The organism is Rhizocola hellebori (genome assembly GCF_016862955.1).
Lineage (GTDB): Bacteria > Actinomycetota > Actinomycetes > Mycobacteriales > Micromonosporaceae > Rhizocola > Rhizocola hellebori.
Genome location: NZ_BONY01000047.1, coordinates 61,509 through 80,586, shown reverse-complemented (window position 1 = coordinate 80,586; position 19,078 = coordinate 61,509). Strand labels below are relative to the sequence as shown.

At 65.9% G+C, this 19,078-nt stretch carries 18 protein-coding genes; 15 read left to right on the top strand and 3 right to left on the bottom strand.

Features of this window, described 5'->3' with window-relative positions; all coding sequences use genetic code 11:
- On the bottom strand, positions 1 to 879 hold an 879-nt coding region (locus Rhe02_RS31615), incomplete at its 3' end, for an FG-GAP repeat domain-containing protein (protein WP_203912077.1).
- A 414-nt stretch (positions 880 to 1,293) separates the two neighbouring features.
- Here Rhe02_RS31615 and Rhe02_RS31610 point away from each other — a divergent pair.
- The 4 genes from Rhe02_RS31610 to Rhe02_RS31595 all read left to right on the top strand — a co-directional run bounded on the left by Rhe02_RS31610 (position 1,294) and on the right by Rhe02_RS31595 (position 4,916).
- Positions 1,294 to 2,070 (top strand): hypothetical protein, encoded by a 777-nt coding sequence (locus Rhe02_RS31610; protein WP_203912076.1) that lies wholly within the window; start codon positions 1,294 to 1,296, stop codon positions 2,068 to 2,070.
- 23 nt (positions 2,071 to 2,093) lie between these two features.
- Positions 2,094 to 2,480, top strand: a complete 387-nt coding sequence (locus tag Rhe02_RS31605) for a RidA family protein (RefSeq protein WP_203912075.1) — start codon at positions 2,094 to 2,096, stop codon at positions 2,478 to 2,480.
- Positions 2,481 to 2,651: 171 nt separating this feature from the next.
- Entirely contained in the window at positions 2,652 to 4,223 is a 1,572-nt protein-coding gene (locus tag Rhe02_RS31600; protein WP_239124174.1) for an MFS transporter, read from the top strand.
- 63 nt (positions 4,224 to 4,286) lie between these two features.
- A complete protein-coding gene (locus tag Rhe02_RS31595; RefSeq protein WP_373320734.1) occupies positions 4,287 to 4,916 on the top strand; it encodes a dihydrofolate reductase family protein in 630 nt (209 codons plus the stop codon).
- Here Rhe02_RS31595 and Rhe02_RS31590 read toward each other — a convergent pair.
- Positions 4,913 to 5,743, bottom strand: coding sequence for a helix-turn-helix domain-containing protein (locus Rhe02_RS31590; protein WP_203912073.1), 831 nt, complete (start codon positions 5,741 to 5,743; stop codon positions 4,913 to 4,915). The two genes, Rhe02_RS31595 and Rhe02_RS31590, sit on opposite strands and share 4 nt — an antisense overlap.
- Positions 5,744 to 5,822: 79 nt before the next feature.
- On the opposite strand from Rhe02_RS31590, the gene Rhe02_RS31585 reads away from it, so the two are divergent.
- The 10 genes from Rhe02_RS31585 to Rhe02_RS31540 all read left to right on the top strand — a co-directional run bounded on the left by Rhe02_RS31585 (position 5,823) and on the right by Rhe02_RS31540 (position 16,238).
- Positions 5,823 to 6,839, top strand: a complete 1,017-nt coding sequence (locus Rhe02_RS31585) for an NADP-dependent oxidoreductase (RefSeq protein ID WP_203912072.1) — start codon at positions 5,823 to 5,825, stop codon at positions 6,837 to 6,839.
- A gap of 350 nt (positions 6,840 to 7,189) precedes the next feature.
- Positions 7,190 to 8,389, top strand: coding sequence for a chymotrypsin family serine protease (locus Rhe02_RS31580; RefSeq protein WP_203912071.1), 1,200 nt, complete (start codon positions 7,190 to 7,192; stop codon positions 8,387 to 8,389).
- A gap of 139 nt (positions 8,390 to 8,528) precedes the next feature.
- On the top strand, positions 8,529 to 8,864 hold the full coding sequence (locus Rhe02_RS31575; protein WP_203912083.1) for a PadR family transcriptional regulator: 336 nt from the start codon (positions 8,529 to 8,531) through the stop codon (positions 8,862 to 8,864).
- Positions 8,861 to 9,844: a hypothetical protein gene (locus tag Rhe02_RS31570; RefSeq protein ID WP_203912070.1), complete on the top strand. Its 984-nt coding sequence runs from the start codon at positions 8,861 to 8,863 to the stop codon at positions 9,842 to 9,844. Before Rhe02_RS31575 ends, Rhe02_RS31570 begins: the two co-directional genes overlap by 4 nt.
- Positions 9,845 to 9,915: 71 nt before the next feature.
- Positions 9,916 to 12,216 carry an endo-1,4-beta-xylanase gene (locus Rhe02_RS31565; protein ID WP_203912069.1) on the top strand — a complete coding sequence of 767 codons (2,301 nt, stop codon included), beginning with the start codon at positions 9,916 to 9,918 and terminating at the stop codon, positions 12,214 to 12,216.
- A 109-nt stretch (positions 12,217 to 12,325) separates the two neighbouring features.
- The gene (locus tag Rhe02_RS31560) at positions 12,326 to 12,688 is read left to right on the top strand and encodes a YciI family protein (protein WP_239124172.1); all 363 of its coding nucleotides are present in this window, start codon (positions 12,326 to 12,328) and stop codon (positions 12,686 to 12,688) included.
- 96 nt (positions 12,689 to 12,784) lie between these two features.
- Positions 12,785 to 13,105 carry a PadR family transcriptional regulator gene (locus Rhe02_RS31555; RefSeq protein WP_203912081.1) on the top strand — a complete coding sequence of 107 codons (321 nt, stop codon included), beginning with the start codon at positions 12,785 to 12,787 and terminating at the stop codon, positions 13,103 to 13,105.
- A gap of 11 nt (positions 13,106 to 13,116) precedes the next feature.
- Positions 13,117 to 14,199 (top strand): hypothetical protein, encoded by a 1,083-nt coding sequence (locus Rhe02_RS31550; protein WP_203912068.1) that lies wholly within the window; start codon positions 13,117 to 13,119, stop codon positions 14,197 to 14,199.
- 280 nt (positions 14,200 to 14,479) lie between these two features.
- A complete protein-coding gene (locus Rhe02_RS51030) occupies positions 14,480 to 14,920 on the top strand; it encodes a DUF2690 domain-containing protein (RefSeq protein WP_203912067.1) in 441 nt (146 codons plus the stop codon).
- 370 nt (positions 14,921 to 15,290) lie between these two features.
- Positions 15,291 to 16,238 (top strand): hypothetical protein, encoded by a 948-nt coding sequence (locus Rhe02_RS31540; protein WP_203912066.1) that lies wholly within the window; start codon positions 15,291 to 15,293, stop codon positions 16,236 to 16,238.
- Between the two features lie 91 nt (positions 16,239 to 16,329).
- On the opposite strand, the gene Rhe02_RS31535 is transcribed toward Rhe02_RS31540, so the two are convergent.
- Complete coding sequence (locus Rhe02_RS31535) at positions 16,330 to 16,914, bottom strand: alpha/beta fold hydrolase (protein WP_203912065.1); 585 nt, start codon at positions 16,912 to 16,914, stop codon at positions 16,330 to 16,332.
- Between the two features lie 103 nt (positions 16,915 to 17,017).
- Between Rhe02_RS31535 and Rhe02_RS31530 the strand changes: the two genes are divergently transcribed.
- Positions 17,018 to 19,072, top strand: a complete 2,055-nt coding sequence (locus Rhe02_RS31530; RefSeq protein ID WP_203912064.1) for a nuclease-related domain-containing DEAD/DEAH box helicase — start codon at positions 17,018 to 17,020, stop codon at positions 19,070 to 19,072.
- Positions 19,073 to 19,078 lie beyond the last annotated feature (6 nt).

The window sequence follows — 19,078 nt, the reverse complement described above, 5'->3', positions numbered from 1 at the left end:
CGCCAGCGTGTAGTCGTTGTAGAGCGCCAGCATGTCCTTCTTGCCGTCACCGTTGAGGTCGGCCTTGGCCAGCTGTGAGAATCCAGCTGGCCCCATGATGCGGGCCGACCAGAAATTTCCATCGCCTTTTCCTGGGTACCAGGCGAGGGTGTCGTCGGTGTAGAGCGCGAGCAAGTCAGCCTTGCCATCACCGTTGAGGTCGTTTCGCGATCCGGCCCACGTTCCGCCGCCTCCGCCCCCTCCACCGCCGCTGCCGCCGCTGCAGGCCAATCCGGTAGGACACCGCGAACCAAGCACCTCTATCGTTGGTGACGCACACGCGATTGACGCCTGCGCCGAGATGCCCGTGCCGATCGCGGTGCCGCAGACTCCGCCGGTGTGCGGCAACCCGGCGATTCCCAGCAGCCGCCGAGCCCGGTCCGGGTCGGGATAGTCGCCTTCGGCCAAAATCTCGTTGCTGACCGCGTACCCCACATTGAGGTATTGGTGTTGCTGGCTGCTGATGCCGCAGCTGGAGTTGTAGTAGGTCGTGGTGCGCCGCAACGTCTGCACGACGAACCCGTACCGCAGCGCCACCACGCGGCCCGCCGGAAGTGTGAATTTCTCGTCAACCCGCGACTCGACTCGCACCTCCCGTTGGATGGTCAGGCCGATGGACACTTCGAGGCTGGATGCCACGGTGGCGGTGGCATCGGTGATGATGGCGTCGCCGGAGGCGGAGATCTCCGCGGATTGCCCGAACCGGACTGAGGTGGTGGCGACGATGCCGTAGGTCCTCGACGTCAGCTCGGAAAGGGTGATCTCCCGATCGGCGGAATACGGCCCCCACTCTGACGGCGGCGTTGTAGACGGGATAGCCGTAGGTCGACCAGTCCACATCGGTCGGACAGTAAGGCCCCGCCTGGGCCGGCGTGGCAGCGACCTGATTCATCAGCGTCACTGCGGCAACCGCGGCGATTGCCAGCCACGTAGTTCGCTTCATCGTTCTCCTGTTCGGTTGGGGAAATCGTTCAGCTCGGCCGGGCTGCGGACATCCCCCCGTTAGGCACCCCCGTCGCCCGACCCAGCTCGCTGGCGGTCACCTATGGTTCGCCGGCATGCTGCATAATTTAGAAAGTCAGATCGACCTATCGCTGTCGGTTCCGAATCGCTCCTACGCTGTGAGGATTCAAGCCAACCGGCAGTTTCGGCGGCAGAACCAGGATCGCCGAGACACCGTGGGACACCTTGGCCCACGGCCCCGGGAGCGCTGGGATGGAAAATACCTGAGTCTTCGTCAGGAAAAGTGGTACCGTGGCCGGCATATTCGTGATGGACGACCCGGCGCTTTCCGAGCGCGCCCGCCGGTTCTTGACCGGCCACTCCCACCGCAACCCGCACCTGAACGAGTCCGTCATCCGATCGACCGCCGTGATTCTACGTGGCAATGAGCGGGAACCGGCACCGGATGAGTTCATTGAGGCGATGGTCAGATTCGAACAGCGCTATGGCGGCCTGTTCTATCGGGTCATCGGAGGCGACGGTATGAGGTACGGTCTCGGCGGTGAAGCCAGCTGCTACCACACGTCATTGGGGCTGGCTTTTGGCGGAATATTCGATGGCGACTGGACCTGGAGAGTCAATGTTCTCCTGGATGGGAGCACGGCCATGAGGCCGGGATATTGGCCAGACCGGATCATCGACCGATCCGTCAATCAGCGAATCGAGAAACACGCATTGCTGGTCGAGGTACGCGGTTGGTTTCACCGCACTTTCCAATGTGCCACGCCCTCGCATGTTTTCCCGGTAGCAAATGAGGAAGGGTTGCCGCCTGCGGTACCCGAAGCCACCGGCCCGGCGGAGCTGTGGTGGGCTGACAAGGACGTCGCCGTCCAGGCGACGTTGAGCAGCTGGCCGCCAGAGTGGGACAGGTGGACCGTGCGCTACTTCGCCCGGACACTGCAACAGGCAGCCGACGCCAATCCCACCGTCTACAGGGCCATGGGCCACGAGACAATTCCAGCCGTCTGGTGCATCCTGTGCTCAGACGTGGTCGCCCCAGGCACCACCTGCCTACGCCGTCGACACTGATCGGCTTCTGAGAACATGTGCGGATGGAGCTGAAGTCACATCGTCCGTCGGTCGGCGTCTATCCGGCAACTAGCGACTACGCGCACGCGATGGAGGTGCGTGGCGCGCAGCGGCTGCTCTTCGTCGCCGGCACCATGGGTCTGCACCCGGACGGGACACCGGGTGCCACGCTCGCCGAACAACTCGAGCTGATTTGGTCGAACATCCGGACCATACTCGCGGCAGCCGACATGACCGTCGACAACATTGTGCGGCTGACGAGTTACTTGACCGATGCCGCCTACGCCGAAGCGAACGCGGCAGCTCGTGTCGCCGCTCTGGGTGGCAGAGTCGTGCCCACCACGGCAATCGTCGTCCAAACATTGGTGAACGCCTGGCTCGTGGAAATTGAGGTGATCGCAGCAGCTTGATAACCGACGTGGTGCCACGATGAAGCCAGCACCAACGGTTTGCGGTCTGCCCTGCCGCAGGACATCCCGTGGGGCCTACGTGATATCGGGTTGTCGAGAACGTGGTGGCAGCTTCGTCTTACCTGTGTTCGCCGAGACGGGATCTCGGACATCCAGGGAAGGACTAAGAACGTGGCTGAAACGGGGACGGTTGCGCTGGCCGGGCGGCGGGAGTGGATCGGCCTGGCGGTGCTCACCTTGCCGACGATGGTGGCGATGCTGGATCTCAATGTCGTGATCCTGGCGTTGCCACGGCTGGGTGCGGCCTTGCATGCCGGCAGCAGCGAGCAACTGTGGATCACAGATATCTACGGCTTCCTGATTGCCGGATTCCTTGTCACGATGGGGCGATTGGGTGACCGAATCGGCTATCGCAGGCTGTTGTTGAGCGGTGCCGGCGCGTTCGCTGTGCTGTCGGTCGCGGCGGCCTACACCACCAGCCCGGAGTTGCTGATTGCGGTTCGGGCGTTGTTGGGGATCGCCGGGGCAACCATCATGCCCATGACCTTGGCGTTGATCCGCAACATGTTCAAGGACGCCAAGCAGATGGCCACGGCGGTGGGCCTGTGGTCGATGGCCATGATGGCGGGCATCTCCCTCGGTCCGGCCGTTGGTGGTCTGCTGCTGAACTCGTTCTGGTGGGGCTCGGTGTTCCTGATCGCGGTGCCGGTGATGGTGGTACTGCTGGCGTTGGGGCCGGCCTTGTTGCCGGAGTCGCACAATCCGACCTCCGGCCGGTTGGATTTCGTCAGCGTCGCGCTGTCGCTGGCCGCCATCCTCCCGCTCATCTATGGGCTGAAGGAGCTGGCCAGGTCTGGTCTCGCGGTGACGTCAGTAGTGGCCTGCGTGGTCGGGGTGAGCTTCGGGATCGTGTTCGTACGGCGACAGCGCCGGCTGGCCGACCCGCTGCTTGACCTGAGCCTGTTCGGCGCCCGCGCGATCGGCGGCGGACTGGCGCTGTACCTGCTGGCCGGACTCGCCCTGACCGGGTGCGGGTTGCTGCTGTCCCAGCACCTGCAACTCGTCGAGGGGTTCTCCCCGTTGACGGCGGCACTGTGGATGCTGGTGCCGGCCGCGGTTATGGTCATCGGCATCCAGATCGTCATGCAGTTGGCCAAGCGGGTGCGACCGGGTTCGATCCTGACCGGCGGCATGCTCATCGCCGCCGCCGGCATGGTGGTGCTCACCCAGGTCGACGCTGTTGGCGGACTGCCGACACTCATGCTCGGCGTAGGCGTCGTGTTCGCCGGGGTCAACGCTGTTCCCGCCCTCACCAACCAGCTGGTCATGCAGTCTGCTCCGCCGGACAAGGCCGGCTCGGTCGGGTCCTTGTCCACGACCGCCGGTGAACTCGGTTCGGCTTTGGGCATTGCCGGCCTCGGCAGCCTCGCCACGCTCTTCTACCAGGGCCGGGTTCAGGTGCCGGCCCAGGTCGCCCCGGAGACCGCGGCAGCCGCCAATGAGAGCATCGCCGGCGCGATCGCCGGTGCGCGGCAGCTCCCGACGGCTGTCGGCAACGACCTGCTCACCGCGGCCCGCGAGACCTTCAACACGGCATTTGCCAATGTGGCCGGCCTGTGCGCCCTCGTGTTCCTGGTGCTGGCCGTACTGGCCTTCGCCACGCTCCGCAAGGTGCCGCTCATCGGCACGCAACCCGACCAGGACGACATGACGACACCGCAGCCCAGCGATCTCGTTGCATAGTCACGGCGGCCACAAAACACGATTAAGACAGGACGGCGAAATAGTATGCGCAAACTCGTTGTAGTGAACCTCATGTCATTGGACGGCTTCTACGAAGGGCCGGGAAACAACGTGATGGCGCTGCCTCTGGACGGCGCTTTTGACGAATACAACCTCGAGCGTATGAAGGCAGCCGACATTGTGTTGCTCGGTGGCAGCTCGTACGAGGGATTTAGCGGTTTCTGGCCGTATGTGGAGAGCGACTCCTCCGCGTCGGCCGCCAACAGGGAGTTCTCGAGGCTTTACAACGCCGTCGACAAGGTTGTCATCTCCGATCACGCGTCGGCGCCTGGCAAGGACCACCCCTGGGCCACGACCACCCGGATCATCAAGCGGGCGCAGGCTCACAAGGAGATCGCAACGCTCAAGGAGGAGGACGGCAGGGAGATGGTGATGTGGGGCAGCCGCATCCTCTGGAACGATCTGCTGGGCAGCGGTCTGGTTGACGAGCTGCATCTCATGATCGGTGCCGTGGTCCTGGGCGGAGGCACTCCGATCATCGAGCACCACTCGATGGGGTCCTACTGGGTCCAGCAGCACCTGGGAAAATCCGCCTCGGGCGAGACCGCCGTGCTTCGGCGCTTGGCAACGTCCACATTCGACGGTTCGGACAACGTTCTCGTCCGCTACCAAGTTCTCCACAACGAAGTTTAGGGCCCAATCTCCAGTCGGCGCAGTGCCTCCTGCGACGGCGAGCCCGGCTCTGTCGCGAACGTGACGAGCCACTGGTCTGGCTGGCCGCTGGGCTTCATGACGTCGATGGAGATGGCGATGTCACCCGCCGTCGGGTGCCGCAGGTGGCAGGTGACGGCGGCCCAGTCTGCGACCTGGTGCTCGGCCCAGAGCCGGCGGAAGTCGGCGCTTGGGGAGTGCAGCGACTCGATGACGGTGACCAGCTCGGCGTCCTGGGGGTAGCGGCCCAGGCACAGGCGCAGGTAAGCGATGTGCTGGCGGGCCAACGGTTCCCAGTCCTTGTCGTCGATCATCGACCGGAACTGGCCGTCGAGGAGGACCAGATGTGGCCAGGAGCGTTGGGCGGGTGGCAGCGCGTCGAGGTCGCCGAGGAGACGTCCGGCCGGCCCGTTCCAGGCCAGGATGTTGCCGTGCCGGCCGTGCACGAAAGCGGGCGTGTGCGTCATGCCCTCGATCAGGCACAGCAGGTCGGTGCGCACCTTCGGCTCGCCCGGCCCGCGATCGGGCCGCGGTGGGTGGACGAGGTTGGCCAGGTGTTCCCGCTCGTCACCGGTCAACCGCAACGCGCCGGCGACGGCGTCGAGGACCTCGGCCGACACGCTGCGGCCGTGGCCCTGCTCCAGCCGGGTGTAGTGGGTGACACTCACCCCGGCGAGTTGCGCCAGCTCCTCACGGCGCAGGCCCGGGACGCGGCGGCGCTCGCCGTATCGGGGCACGCCGACGTTTTCGGGCTGCAGCCTGGCTCGGCGCGACTTCAGGAAGCGGGTCAACTCCGTATGGGTGTCCACCGCGCCAAGGGTAACCATCATTTGGGTACCCAATCCAGGGTTCTGGCTGCGCCACGATCGGGACCGCACGCTGGTCGGCATGGCAACCACTCTCACCAGCCGGGAGATCCGGCTGGCCGGCCGCCCGCTGGGCGAACCCGGCCCCCAGCACTTCGAACTCGTCCGCGACACGGTGCCTCCACTCACCGACGGGCAGATCCTGGTCAGGAATACCTGGCTATCGGTCGATCCGTACATGCGCGGACGGATGGACGACACGCCGTCCTACCTCCCGCCGTTCCAGGTTGGCGTCGCGTTGGAGGGCAGCGCGGTCGGTGAGGTTGTCGACTCCCGGTCCGACGGTGTCCCGGTCGGCGCGACCGTGTCGCATTTCCTCGGCTGGCGGGACTATGCCGTCGTCGATGCCGCGGCCGCGAACGTCGTGGACGTCACGGCCGCGCCGCCACAGGCATACCTCGGCCCGCTCGGCACCACCGGCCTGACCGCGTACGCGGCGCTGACCGACGTGGCGTCGATACGTTCCGGCGATGTCGTGTTCGTCTCTGCCGCCGCGGGTGCGGTCGGCAGCGTCGCCGGTCAGGTCGCCCGCCTACTAGGCGCCGCAACGGTGATCGGCTCGGCCGGCGGCCCGGACAAGGCCAAGAAGCTCACCACCGACTTCGGCTTCGACGTGGCCATCGACTACCACGCCGGCCCGATCGCGGCGCAGCTCACCCGAGCGGCACCACAGGGCATCGACGTGTACGTCGACAACGTGGGCGGCGACCACCTGGCCGCGGCGATCGCCGCCGCCAGGCCCGGCGCGCGGTTCGCTCTCGTCGGGGCGATCAGCTCGTACAACGCGAAAGGCCCGGTTCCCGGTCCTGACAATCTCTACCAGGCGTACTGGAAGGAGATGACCCTGCGCGGCGTCCTAGTGACCTCCTACTTCCACCGGTTCCCCGAGTGGATCGAGCGGGCGAGCGGCTGGCTGCGCGACGGGTCCCTGCGCACCGCCGAGACCGTCGTCGACGGCCTGGAACAGGCCCCGTCAGCTTTCCTCGGCGTGCTCCGCGGCGCCAACACCGGCAAGATGCTCGTCCGCCTCGACAGCTGAGGAGAAGAAGTGCGCATTCTCTGTCCACCAACGGATCCTCGACCATCCTAATCGGACGGTTCGTGCGTCGTCCCCAATGGGGTCCTCGCGCCGTGCGGTTTCGCAGTTTACGCTGGCTTGATCTCACCGAAGGGAATCCGGTAGCGATGAGCGATGCCTTGATGCTCATGGAATCCCGGCGGTAGCTTCGTGGATCCATCGGAAGACCATGTTTATCGATTAAGTTAGGCCGCCGTCTCCACTTAGCTGATTAGGTTAGGCCTCCTGCTCTACTCGCCTCGTCGTCAGGCATCGACAATTTCAGTGTTTTTGATTGTCGCGCCTTGTAGGGATTAGGTGAGGAGGAGGCAATGCAAGTAGGAAGGCGAAGATTACGTGTCCGGCTGATTCCGGCCGGGCTGGCATGCGCGCTGGTGCTGGCCGTGTCTCCGGCGTCGGCGATGGCGTCGGGGGCCGTTTCCGCGGACGGCGGCGCTCGGGTGGCCGCCGGCCCGACCGGGTCGAGGGTCGCCGCTGATGCCAAGCTGATTGCCACCAACGCAAAGCTCCAGGCGATCGCCGAACCGCGGGGGGCGATCGGCGTGTACTGGGACCAGGCCCGCGGCGGGTTCGGTGTGCTGATCCCCGCCAGCGGCCGGGGCAGCACGCTGAGCGCGACTGACTTCCGTGCGGTCGACACGTCGGTGGTGGTCCACACCAGCACCGTGCCCCAGGCCACGCTGGACGGGATAGGGCCGATGTTGCAGGCGCGCGATTTCCACCCGGCCGCAAGGAAGTACAGCTACGGCTGGCACCACAACGTGGTCAACGACACGCTGGTTGTCGAGACCGATGCCCCGTACGACGTGATGGCCCCGGTGCGCGAGAAGTTCGGGTCCACCATCACTATCAGATACGGCGCTACCGGTTTGTCTCGGCGGCTGGCCGACCCGGAGCCGCACTGGGGCGGGGCCGGCTGGCGGCCACAGGGGACGCAGACCATCTGTTCCACCGGGTTCACCGTCCAGTCCGCGTCCGGGGCGCGGTTCATGCTCACCGCCGGGCATTGCGCGCCGTTCCTGGCGACCGCCTTCTCGATCTCGGACGGTTACTACTTCGGCCTGGTGGTCTCGCGGGCGCCGTTCCCCACCTACGACATTGAGCTGCTCGGTGGCAGCACCTACCAGGGCGTCATCTACACCGGCGCCCCGGGCCAGGCGGAGAGCGCGGCATTCGTGGCCGGGGCGGGCGATGCCGTCCTCGGGTACCCCAACTACTGCCGCAGCGGCATCACCAGCCTCGAGCAATGCGGGCACACCGCGACCAGCTACTCGGGGGTCCTGTGCTCTGTGGAAGTCCCCGAGGGATGCATCCCCGGCCTGCTTACCACCGAGGGCGGACTGACCAGCCGGCCCGGCGACTCCGGCGGGCCGTTCTACGTCTACTCCGTCGACGGCCTGACCGTGCACGCCAGAGGCACCGTCATCGGCCACGGGGCCACCACCAACTACCTGCAGCGCTGGGGCACAGCCGCACAATGGTTCGGAATCTCGATCGTCGTCGAGTTCTGAGCCCAGGCCGGATGTTGCCGGCGGCCGACGGGAACACACCGAAGTGACCCGTCGGCCGCGTCACGCCAAGCTTTGGAAGATGCCCCGAACATCCTCCTTGCCAAAATATCTTCGTAACCATAATATCGTCGCCATGATGATGAGAGAGCCAACGTTCTTGATTCTTTCGGCCCTCGCCGGGAAACCGCTGCATGGATACGGGCTCATCGAAGAGGTGCACGTGCTGTCCAGCGGACGGCTCAAACTCAGCCTTGGCACGCTATACGGCTCACTCGACCGGCTGGTCGAGGAGGGGCTGGTGCGGGTGAATCGCGAGGAAGTCGTGAGTGGACGGCTGCGCCGCTACTACGAGATCAACGATCAAGGTGCCGCCGCTCTTGCCGCCGAGCTTTCCCGGATGCGTCATGCGGCCGATCTCGCCGAATCGCGGCTGCGGGCGCGAAAGGCCGGTGAGGCGGCATGGAACCCGGCATGACCCCGCTTGCGAAACGATTCCGGTTGCTGCTGCTGGCCTTTCCCCGGCACTATCGGCGCAGCCGGGGGGCGGAGATGCTCACCACGCTGCTTGACGGGTCTCTGCCAGGGCAGCGGCGGCCCACGATGCGGTCGGCGCTAAGTGTTGTCTGGTCCGGCATCCGTTGCCGGTTCCGGCTGCGCCCCGGCAAATTCAGCCGGATCGCCGCCGCCGCGACCGCACTGGCCGGGGCTGTCTTCGGCGCCGTGCTCGGAACCTGGGTGGCTTGGAACTGGACAGCAGGCCCGTTGCCCTCCGATGCGCAGGCCGACGCGATTGCCCGCTCCATGGTGCGGTATGAACCCTACTCGCGTGAGCGATATGACTTCCGCTTCGGCACTGACCCGCGGCTTGGGCAAGAAATGCCGGGCGGTGTCTGGTACACGTACGACGAGGACGAGCACGGGCCCATCCAGACGGAGCAGGCCCTACAAGCGTTGCGCGCCAATGGCTGGGCTGTCTCGCCTGCGAACTGCCGGAATTGCGTGGGAGGGATAGCTGTCAAGGGCGATGTGCGTGTGACATTGACTCGATGGTCCCTCGTCATCAGCCGGGAGACGCCGGCGGCCGTTCCCTGGTTGATGGCCATCGGTGCGTTACTGGGCACGTTCGGCGGGTGGCTGCTGATCGCCCGGATCGGCCGCCTATTGGCGCGCAGGACACCTTGGCAGAAAACAGCGGTGTCCGCAGGTGCGGCAGCTGGGTTCCTGGCGTTGCTGCCCTGCCTGTACTACACCGTCGGATGGAACATCCTGTACTACATCGCGTGGGACTTCTCGCCCGACGGTTTCTCCCGCGCTCCATTTTGGATTCTCTCCTGGGAACCACTGCGCAACGTGACGTTCGCCGGGCTCGCCGCGATCCTGCTCGCCGTAGCCGCAGCAGAGCTTGCGCCGCTTGATCGCCAGGTAGCACCCCCAGTTCGTGGTTTGCCGGAGTAGCCGGGGACACCCTGAGCCGTGGGCTCAGGGTGTCCCCCGGCGAGTCGGCGTGCACGATAGATTTGCCTGCCATGAGCTTTCGCTTCGCAGTCGTCAGGTCGGCATTGCTTGGCCTGGTGGTCACGGCCATCTTCGGCACACTGGCTCCCCACCCACCAGGTGCCGCAGCCGCCGCGACCACCTTGCGCGATGCCGCGACGAGCCGCGGCGTGCTGATCGGGTCGGCCGTGGCGACCGGTCCACTCCGCGACGACGCTGCTTACCAGGCGAAACTGGGCGCGGAGTTCAGCACTGTGACTCCAGAAGACGACATGAAGTGGGCGCGGGTCGAGCCGGTGCGAGGCCAGTACGACTTCTCTGGCGGCGATCGCCTCGCCGATTTCGCCGCGGCGCACGGGCAAACGATCCGCGGCCATACCCTGGTATGGCACCACTCCCTGCCCGCCTGGCTCACCTCGGGCGGGTTCACGGCCGACCAGTTGCGCGCGATCCTCAAGGCGCACATAGAGGCGATGGTGACCCGCTACCGCGGACGCGTGGCGATCTGGGACGTGGTCAACGAGCCGCTGGCCGAGGATGGCACGCTGCGGCCCGGGTTCTGGCTCGACAACCTCGGCCCCGGTTACCTCGCGGACTCCTTCCGCTGGGCGCGCGTCGCCGATCCGACGGCCAAGCTGTACCTCAACGAGTACGGTGCCGAGGGCGGCACGGCCAAGGCACGCGGGCTCTTCGCCCTCGTCACAAGTCTCAAGGCGCAGGGCGTGCCGCTTGACGGGATCGGCTTTCAAACCCACAAGCTCGACACCACAAGGCTTTCCGGGCTCGCCGACACGATGCGCCGCTTCGCCGTGCTCGACCTCGACGTGGCGGTCACCGAGTTGGATGTGCGCATGCCGTTGCCCGCCAACGCTGACCGGTTGACCAGGCAGGCCGACGTCTATGGCTGGGCGGTCTCCGCATGCCTGGCGGTGCCGCGCTGTCGGTCGATCACGACGTGGGGATTCACGGATGCACACTCCTGGGTACCAGATAATTATCCGGGATGGGGAGCGGCAGCCCTTTTCGACGAAGGGCTCTCCGCGAAGGCAGCGTATTATCGGGTGCTCACGACCCTGACCGGTTGGCAAAGGCCGGCGACCGACCCAATTGGCTGGTGGCGGCTTGATGACTGGTCGGGCACCTTGGCCTACGATGCGTCGGGCTCTGCGCGACACGCCAGGGCAGGCGGCGGGGCGTTGGGCGGTGCCGGCCGGTCACCGGCAAATGCCGCCTTCCGCGGTGACGGCGTGTCCGCCGAAGCGTCGACGGCGTCCGCAGTCCTGGCCACGCAAGGGTCATACACGGTGAGCGCCTGGGTGTCGCTTTCGGACAGGAGCGGCTACCGTGTCGTTGCCAGCCAGGATGGCGCCGTGCGAAGCGCTTTCTATCTGGAGTACCACCCCGCGTTCGACCGGTGGGCGTTCATCGTCCCGACCGCCGACTCCGCTGTCTCCGGCTGGCAAACCCTTACCTCCCAGGCGGTCCCGGCCGCCGGTGAGTGGACGCATCTGGCAGCGGTCTTCGACGCGGTCACCGGACGCATGCTGCTGTATGTCAACGGCCGCCTGGAGGCCTCCGCCTCGGCCGTCTCGTGGGCCTCGTCGGGCGCATTCCATATAGGACGATCGATATCGGGCGGTTGGTTCGCCGGCGGGATAAGCGATGTGCGCGCCTACGACCGGGCGCTGGGCGCGGCGGAGCTGGCGGCGATGGCCGATCCGCTCGCCGGGCTGTGGCCGCTGGGCGGGCACTCTGGCGACGAGTCGTGGTTCGCCGGCGACGGCGACCCGCGCCCGGAGCTGATCGGCTGGACCGGCGACCGGGCGGGCCGGGCGGGCGGAGCGCTCGCTTTGGGCGGAACAGAGTCGGTGGACGTGCCGCGGCCCGCCCTGTACACCAACAGCTCCTACACGGTCTCCGCGTGGGTCAAGCTCGGCTCCACGGCCGGCTACCGGGTGATCGCGAGCCAGGACGGTGCCGCGCGCGGCGCGTTCTATCTGGAGTATCACCCCGATTATCGCCGCTGGGCCTTCATCATCCCGACCGCCGACGCCCGCGACACGGGCTGGCAGACGCTGCTGTCGACAACCGCACCCGTGGCTGGTGTGTGGACGCATCTGGCGGCGGTTTTCGACAAGGCCGCAGGCCGGATGCTGCTGTATGTCAACGGACGTCTGGAAGCCTCCGCCGCCGCGATCTCGTGGGCCTCCGCCGGCATCTTCCACATAGGACGATCTATGGACGGTGCTTTCTTCGCGGGCGCGATAGACGAGGTGCGGGCGCAGGCGAAGGCGCTTTCGGCGGGAGAGATCGCGAATCTGGCTCGGAGGTGAGCGTGCGAAGATCTTTTCCGAGCCCTGTCCATATCGGCCCTCCCGTTTCGTCGAACCGGTGACATAGCTCGGCGAGAGCGAACGGCTCTGACTCACCAGGAGGAGAACCATGAAATACATGCTCATCCACTACATCGACGAAGCTCTGCTCAACGCCTGGGACGACGGCGAGGCAGCGCTGAGCCCGGACGACGACCGTGACCTGACCGCGTGGGACGAGGAGATGAACTCCCGCGGCATCCTCATCGGCGGCGGCCGGCTCACCCTGCCGCGGGCGAGCACCACATTGCGGGTACGCGACGGCGAGCTACTGATCACGGACGGTCCGTTCGCCGAGGCCAAGGAGCAGATCGCCGGCTACAGCGTGCTCGAATGCGAGGATCTCGACCAGGCTATCGAGATCGCCTCCCGGCACCCCACCGCCCGCTTCGGCGCCTTCGAACTGCGCCCCTACATCTCGGTGTCGATGTAACCGCGACGGCAGAAAGCACCCCGGCGCTTGACGGGGAGGAGGACCTGAGCCTTGCGCATATATTGACAACCAATATATGTTGGTCGCATGGCTGAGATGCGCGAGCCGACGTTTCTGGTGCTGACCGTTCTGGCCGATGGGCCACGGCACGGCTACGGCATCATCCGGGATGTGGCCGAGCTTTCCGGAGATCGGGTCAAGTTGTTGCCGGGTACGTTGTACGCCGCCCTCGACCGGCTCGTCGCACAGGGTCTGGTCGAGCACGTGCGCGACGAGATCGCTGAGGGCCGGCTGCGCCGCTATTACAGCCTGACCGGCGCCGGCCTTGAGGCGCTGCGGGCGGAGACCGCGCGGCTGCGGCAGCTCGCGACGGTGGCCGAGGCGCGTTTGCGTGCCGTCAACCCTCGCCTGGCCTAAGGGAGTTAACAGTGTCGCGTTTGGAGCGCCGCTACCGCCGTCTGCTGCTGTGTTACCCACTTGCGTTCCGCCGTGCCCGCGCCGATGAGATCGTGGGCACGCTGCTGGAGCTGGCACCGCCTGGGCGGACCCGGCCCACCTGGCCCGAGGGGTTCAACCTGGTGCGCCACGGCCTTCGCGCGCGGCTCGGCCGTCCCGCGAGCCGCACCGTGGTGGCATGGGCCGCGCTCGCCTCTGTCCTTTGTGGACTTTTCGCCGGCGCGGTGGGGGTGCGTCTGGGGTGGGCAACGGCGCGCCCGCTTCCGACGGCGCAGGAGACCCTCGCCGCGTTCCACGAGGCCTTTCCCAATTACCGCGCGAGCGAAATCGAGAGCGACGTCACGTTGTTCTTCATGACGTGGCGCCCGTTCAGGAAAGACGAGGGAATCCTGCGTGGGCTCGACACCTTCTACCAGCCGGGCGCTACCACCGCGACAGTGTTCCACGCCCCTCCGCTAGACCATCAGCAGATCATGCAGACCGCACAAGACAGTCTGCGCGCTGCCGGATGGTCGCTATATCCAGCCACGCCAGTCGATACGGCCGGCTGTGCCACATGTCAGCAAACCGGCGAACCGCGGCGCTACACCATGTCTGCCACACGCGAGGACATCGTGCTCATCTTGGAGGTCGAAGCCCTCCCCACCGCTTCCGCCGACCTGAGTGTCAGCCTCGGTCGCACGACACCGTGGCCGGTCTACCCGGCCGGGATTGTCATCGGGCTGCTGGCCGCGGCCGCCGGATGGATGGTTTTCGGGTGGGCCAGCCGCCGTACCCAAAACAGAATGGCCGTGCAGGTGATGGTCACCTTCTTCTACACGATCGCTATGCTCGCATGGATCTTCGCTGTGACGTTCGGGGTGTCCAGTGCCTTACCCCGCCACCTAAGCACGCCGCGACCACGTTGGGATCCGATGTGGGAATGGGTCGGCCTGTCCAAACCCGCACCCTTGGTGTTGTTCCTCATCGGTAGCGTGTGTGCGTTGCTCGCCCTGGCGCTCGCGGCGCTGCCGAGACTGCGCACCCGCCAGGCGCGCCAGGGCGCGACGGCGTAACGCACTTCGGTCAGAGCCGAATGCTATCGGCGATATATGAACATCCGAGTGCCCTGCATTCCCTTCCAGCCTGGCCGATCGCATGACGTCCTTGCAGGACTTCAGGCGACCAAATAGATCAGCCTTCCTGTTCCCGATGCCGGCAAAGGCGTTGGCGTAGCAGTCGCGCGAGACAATCACGGACTTGACAGGCGTCGAAGTATTCGCCAGCATCGTTTCACACATCGATACGGGGCCCTTCATTCGATATCGGACATTCGACGGACGGGGAGAAGCAGCGATGCGATGGCGAGTAAAACTCGGTATAACCCTCTCATTACTTGCAACGGTTTTCGCGACGACCATTGTCGCGCCCACACCGGCGCTGGCGGGCACGTGTTTGTATACGGCGTGCAATGGCTCGGACCCGCACGGCACCGGATGTGACCAACCCGAGGACCAGATCTGGACTCTCCACACGATTTGGCCGGAGATCGCCGGCGCACTCGAGCTGCGGTACTCGCCATCGTGCGGGGCCGCATGGGCCCGGTACACCAACACCTTTGGCGTCCCGGGGCGAGTGGAGATCTATGGTTGCGGGGAAGGCTTTTGCCTTGTCAAGTGGAGGAAACTCGTTGAGACTCCCGACCGGGTGGTCTGGTCTCCGATGCTGTCCTACACCTATCGGGTCCAGGCTTGTGTGCTGTCGAACGGCAACAGGTACTGTACCGCCCAGTTCTGAGTTGAGCCGGGCGGCCGCGTAAAGCGGTCGCCCCCAGAGGTTGTGCCGCGTACCACCGAAGACCCTCTGATGGCAGGGATGTGGCTGAATATCGATGGACATTAGACAGCGGTGAGGGCAGGCTTGCGTGGTGATGAGGTGGGGATGGGTGGGGGCAGTTGCGGCTGCTCTTGTGTGGGGTGCAGCGTCGCCGGCCGTCGCGGAGCCGACGAATCTCGAGCTGAGCAACATGTGCGGGTATGTTCAGGCGAAGTCGTCGAACGCGCCCTTGGGTTCTGAGGTTCGGATCAGCCGGGGCGGTACACCTGCCGGAGGATTTGCATACTCAGGTCCGTTCGCGATCGCGGCGCACGACGGCTTGGCGGTAACCGTGTCCATCGACGGCACGGTGGAGGCGACCATCAAGTACCTGGACGGCGTCGGCTGCACGGGTGATGACCTGTCGGCGGAGTTCGACGACTTCTGCTTCGATTCGGTTTTCGTCCAACTCACCAACCAGTCGACTCCGCGTACGCCCGGGTATGTCGTCACCATCAACGATGCCGTGCATATCGTGCCGCTCGGACGGTCGTGGTTGGACGCCACCTCGGTTCCAGCCGACGCGGTAATCGGCGTGTACCGTGACCTGGCTGACGGCGTGAGAGCCTTCTACGCCAACCACGTCTACCGCAAGCCAGTCGGCTGCGGCACCGCGGGCTTGTCCACCCGGCTCATCGACCACTGTTACGGCGTCCGGGCCGAGGTGAGCAGCAATGCGTCGGCGAACCAGCGGTGGGTCGCTGTCCGCGGCCAGACCGCTCAACCATTGGCCTGGCTCAAAAGCAACGCCACTGCCGTAGGTCAAGTCGCGGGACTGAGCGAAGGCGAGACTGTCACGTTCCAGCTGCTGGTCGGACCGGACGACTACGCGGAGTTCGCCACCCACGTCTACCGGAGGCCCGCCGCCTGCTCCGGGCCGTTCCAGACCACGGTGTCGTTAGTGGATTCGTGCGACGGCACCGCCGTGACCATCACCAGCCTGGGCGACATACGCGAGTACTTCATCGACGCCGGCGGTGTGCGCATCCCGGTCCTTGTTGATTTAGGCGCCTCGCGCACGGAACACGTTCATGGCTCCACGGTGGGGGTATTCCGCGGCGGGCCGGTCGAAGGCGACATCGATCGAACGATTGTCGTCCATGCCTATGGCAAACCCGCTGGATGCACCGACCTTCCGGTCACCGGCCGGGCAGTGGCAAGCATTGTTGGAAGTGGTCTGATCGCTGTGCTGCTTGGGCTGGCGATGCTTCTTCTGGTACGGCGTCGCGTGCCGAGATGAACGAACACGGTCGCCGCGGCCCGGTCTCACAACGGCCCCTGGATATAGCCTTTTGACCCGAGGTCGATCGAGGTCTTTGGCTGGCTGTGCTCTATTTGACGTATGAGGCGAGCACTGACATGACCTCGGCGCTGCGATCGACGCCGACATCGTGTATGGCTCGCTGCAGGTTCTTCGGGCTGACCAGGGCCCGGCGCATCGCTGCCACACGGAACGTGTTGAGCGCAGGCGCATTCCTGGCGAACCAATTCATGACCCGGGCGCTGCTCGTCATGCCCACTCGCTCGGCCGGGCCCATCGGTCCGCCCGCGGCGATGAGAGCGACCACACTGACCCGGTCGCCAAGCCGATGCGCAGCGGCCAACGTGAACGGGGCACCGCCGGACTCACCGGCCAGCGCGAACCTGCCCAGACCGAGATGACTGGCCAGCGCGAGGAGGTCATCGCTCCAGCTGGCCAGGCTGCGCCTGCGCTGGTGACCCGAGGCGCCGTAGCCGGGTTTGTCCGGCGAGATCCATCGCAGGCCGGCTGCCCGCGCGGTCTGGTCGTAGCAGGCTCCGCCCAGGCCCGATACCGGTGTGCCTGCGGTGTAGAGAACCGGGGATCCGTCTGGGTCTCCGAACTCATGCCAGCTCAGCAGTCTGCCGTCAGCAAGGGTGATTACGCCGGGTGTCACGCATACATCCTTACCCATGTCGCCAGCACCCGCTACCATCGGCGTACTCTCATATGTTGCTGTCCGGCGTGCCGCGAACACGCCACGTGACCGGGGGTGGTGTGTGACGACCGCAGGGGGTTCTGCGAGCCGTGAATCACAGCGGCTGGCACTGCTGGCGTTGGACCTGGAGCGCCAGTTTCATGCGACGAGGGACAGGTCAGGGCGGTTCCGCGCGGGTGCGGACGGCGAACGTCAGGTAGCGCGCGCGTTGCAGATGCTGGAGCAGCAGGGCTGGCGGCTGCTGTTCGACCGCGCCTGGCCGGGCACCCGATCGTCCAATGTGGACGTTCTGGCTGTCGGCCCGGCAGGCGTATTCGTGATCGATGTGAAGGTGTGGCGCGATGCCCCGCAGATCACCGGCGGGCACCTGCTGGCTGGCAGCGAGAACCGTGATGGCGAGGTGAGCAAGCTGCGGGCGATGATGCGGCCCATCCAGGATGCTCTGGAAGCCGCCGGGCTCGCCCCGGCTGGGGTGCACGGATTCCTGGTCTTCGCCAACCACCGGGTCGATGAGGCGTTCGGCCAGATCCGGCTGGCGGGAATCACCGAGCTGCTGGCCCAGATGATCGGCCGGCCCCAACGCTTGGCCCCGGCCGATGTCGAATCGATCGCGGCGATCCTCGAGTCTGTGTACCCAGAAATGCTCATTGACGAATTCGACGTTACCCGGCAAGCGCATCTTCCGGAGGGCGAGTTCACTGCGGGTACGTTGTTCGATGTGGACACCGTCGCGCATGCGGCGCTGCGGGCCGAACTTGCCCTGCCGATGGAACGGTGGATGACGTTCCTCGACCCGGCGCAGCTGAAGACGGTGCGCCGCAACTGGAATGGTCCCGCCCGCATCACCGGCGCCGCGGGCACCGGCAAAAGCGTCGTGGGCCTGCACCGCGCCCTGCACCTGGCAGAGTCCAGCACCGGCACTATCCTGCTGACCACGTATGTGGCGAGCCTGCCGAAAGTCCACCAGCAGCTGATCCACAGGATGCGGCCCGACCTTGCCGGGCGTGTCGAATGCATCAACATGCACGCTTGGGCCCGCAATCTTCTGGATCGGCGCGGACTGCCTTACCACCTAAATGCCCGCAAGGCCGAAAGCGAGTTCAGCTACGCCCTGCTCGCCTGCCAGCTGCGTGACAGTGCGCTGCCGCCACATTACTGGCGCGACGAAATCACATACGTCATCAAAGGCCAAGGCCTGACCACGTTTGACGAGTACGCCGTCCGGCCGCGCCCCGGACGGCGGGTCCCACTGGGGCGTGCGGCCCGTGCCGACGTGTGGGATCTGTACACCGACTACCAGGAACGCTTGGCCGCCAAGGGTTTACACGACCACGCCGACCTGCTGCTGATGGCTCTGGCGGAACTGGACCGCGAAGCGGAAACCGGCGTCGGTGCCGTCGTGATCGACGAGGTCCAAGACCTGACCCTCACCGGTGTCCGTATCGCGCACCGGCTCGTCGGGGACCGGCCCAACGGCCTGCTGCTCATTGGCGACGCCCGGCAGACGGTGTACCCGGGCGGATACCGGCTGGCCGACGCAGGCTTCACCGTGCGGGGCCGTGCGGAAGTCCTGACGGTCAACTACCGAAACGGCTCACGCATCCTGGAAACCGGCCTGGAGGTCCTGTCGGGGCATGAAGTGGAAGACATCGACGATACCGTTGCCTCCGGCCGCCCGCAGCTGCACAACTCTTATACGGCCGGTGATGTCATCCTCGCCCGCGCGCAAAGCGGCACCGAACATGACACTGTCATGCTTTCCGCCATCACCGCGCTGAACCCCGACGATCTGGCCAACAGTGCGGTCTTGTGCCTGACCAACGACGATGTCGACACCTACCGCAAACAGCTGTCCCGCGCCGGCATCACCCACACCCCACTGGACCGCTACGACGGCACCCCCACCCCAGGAATCAAAATCGGCACCGTGCAACGCGGCAAAGGCCTGGAATTTCGGCACGTCTTCCTACCTCACCACGACCGGCACCTCAAGAATGCCGAACAGTCCGCCGACGCCGCAGACCGCCTGCCCCTGGCCCGCCAGCAACTACACGTCGCGATCACCCGCGCCCGCGACAGCCTATGGATGGGCACCACCACACCGGAAGGCCAGTGACAGCCG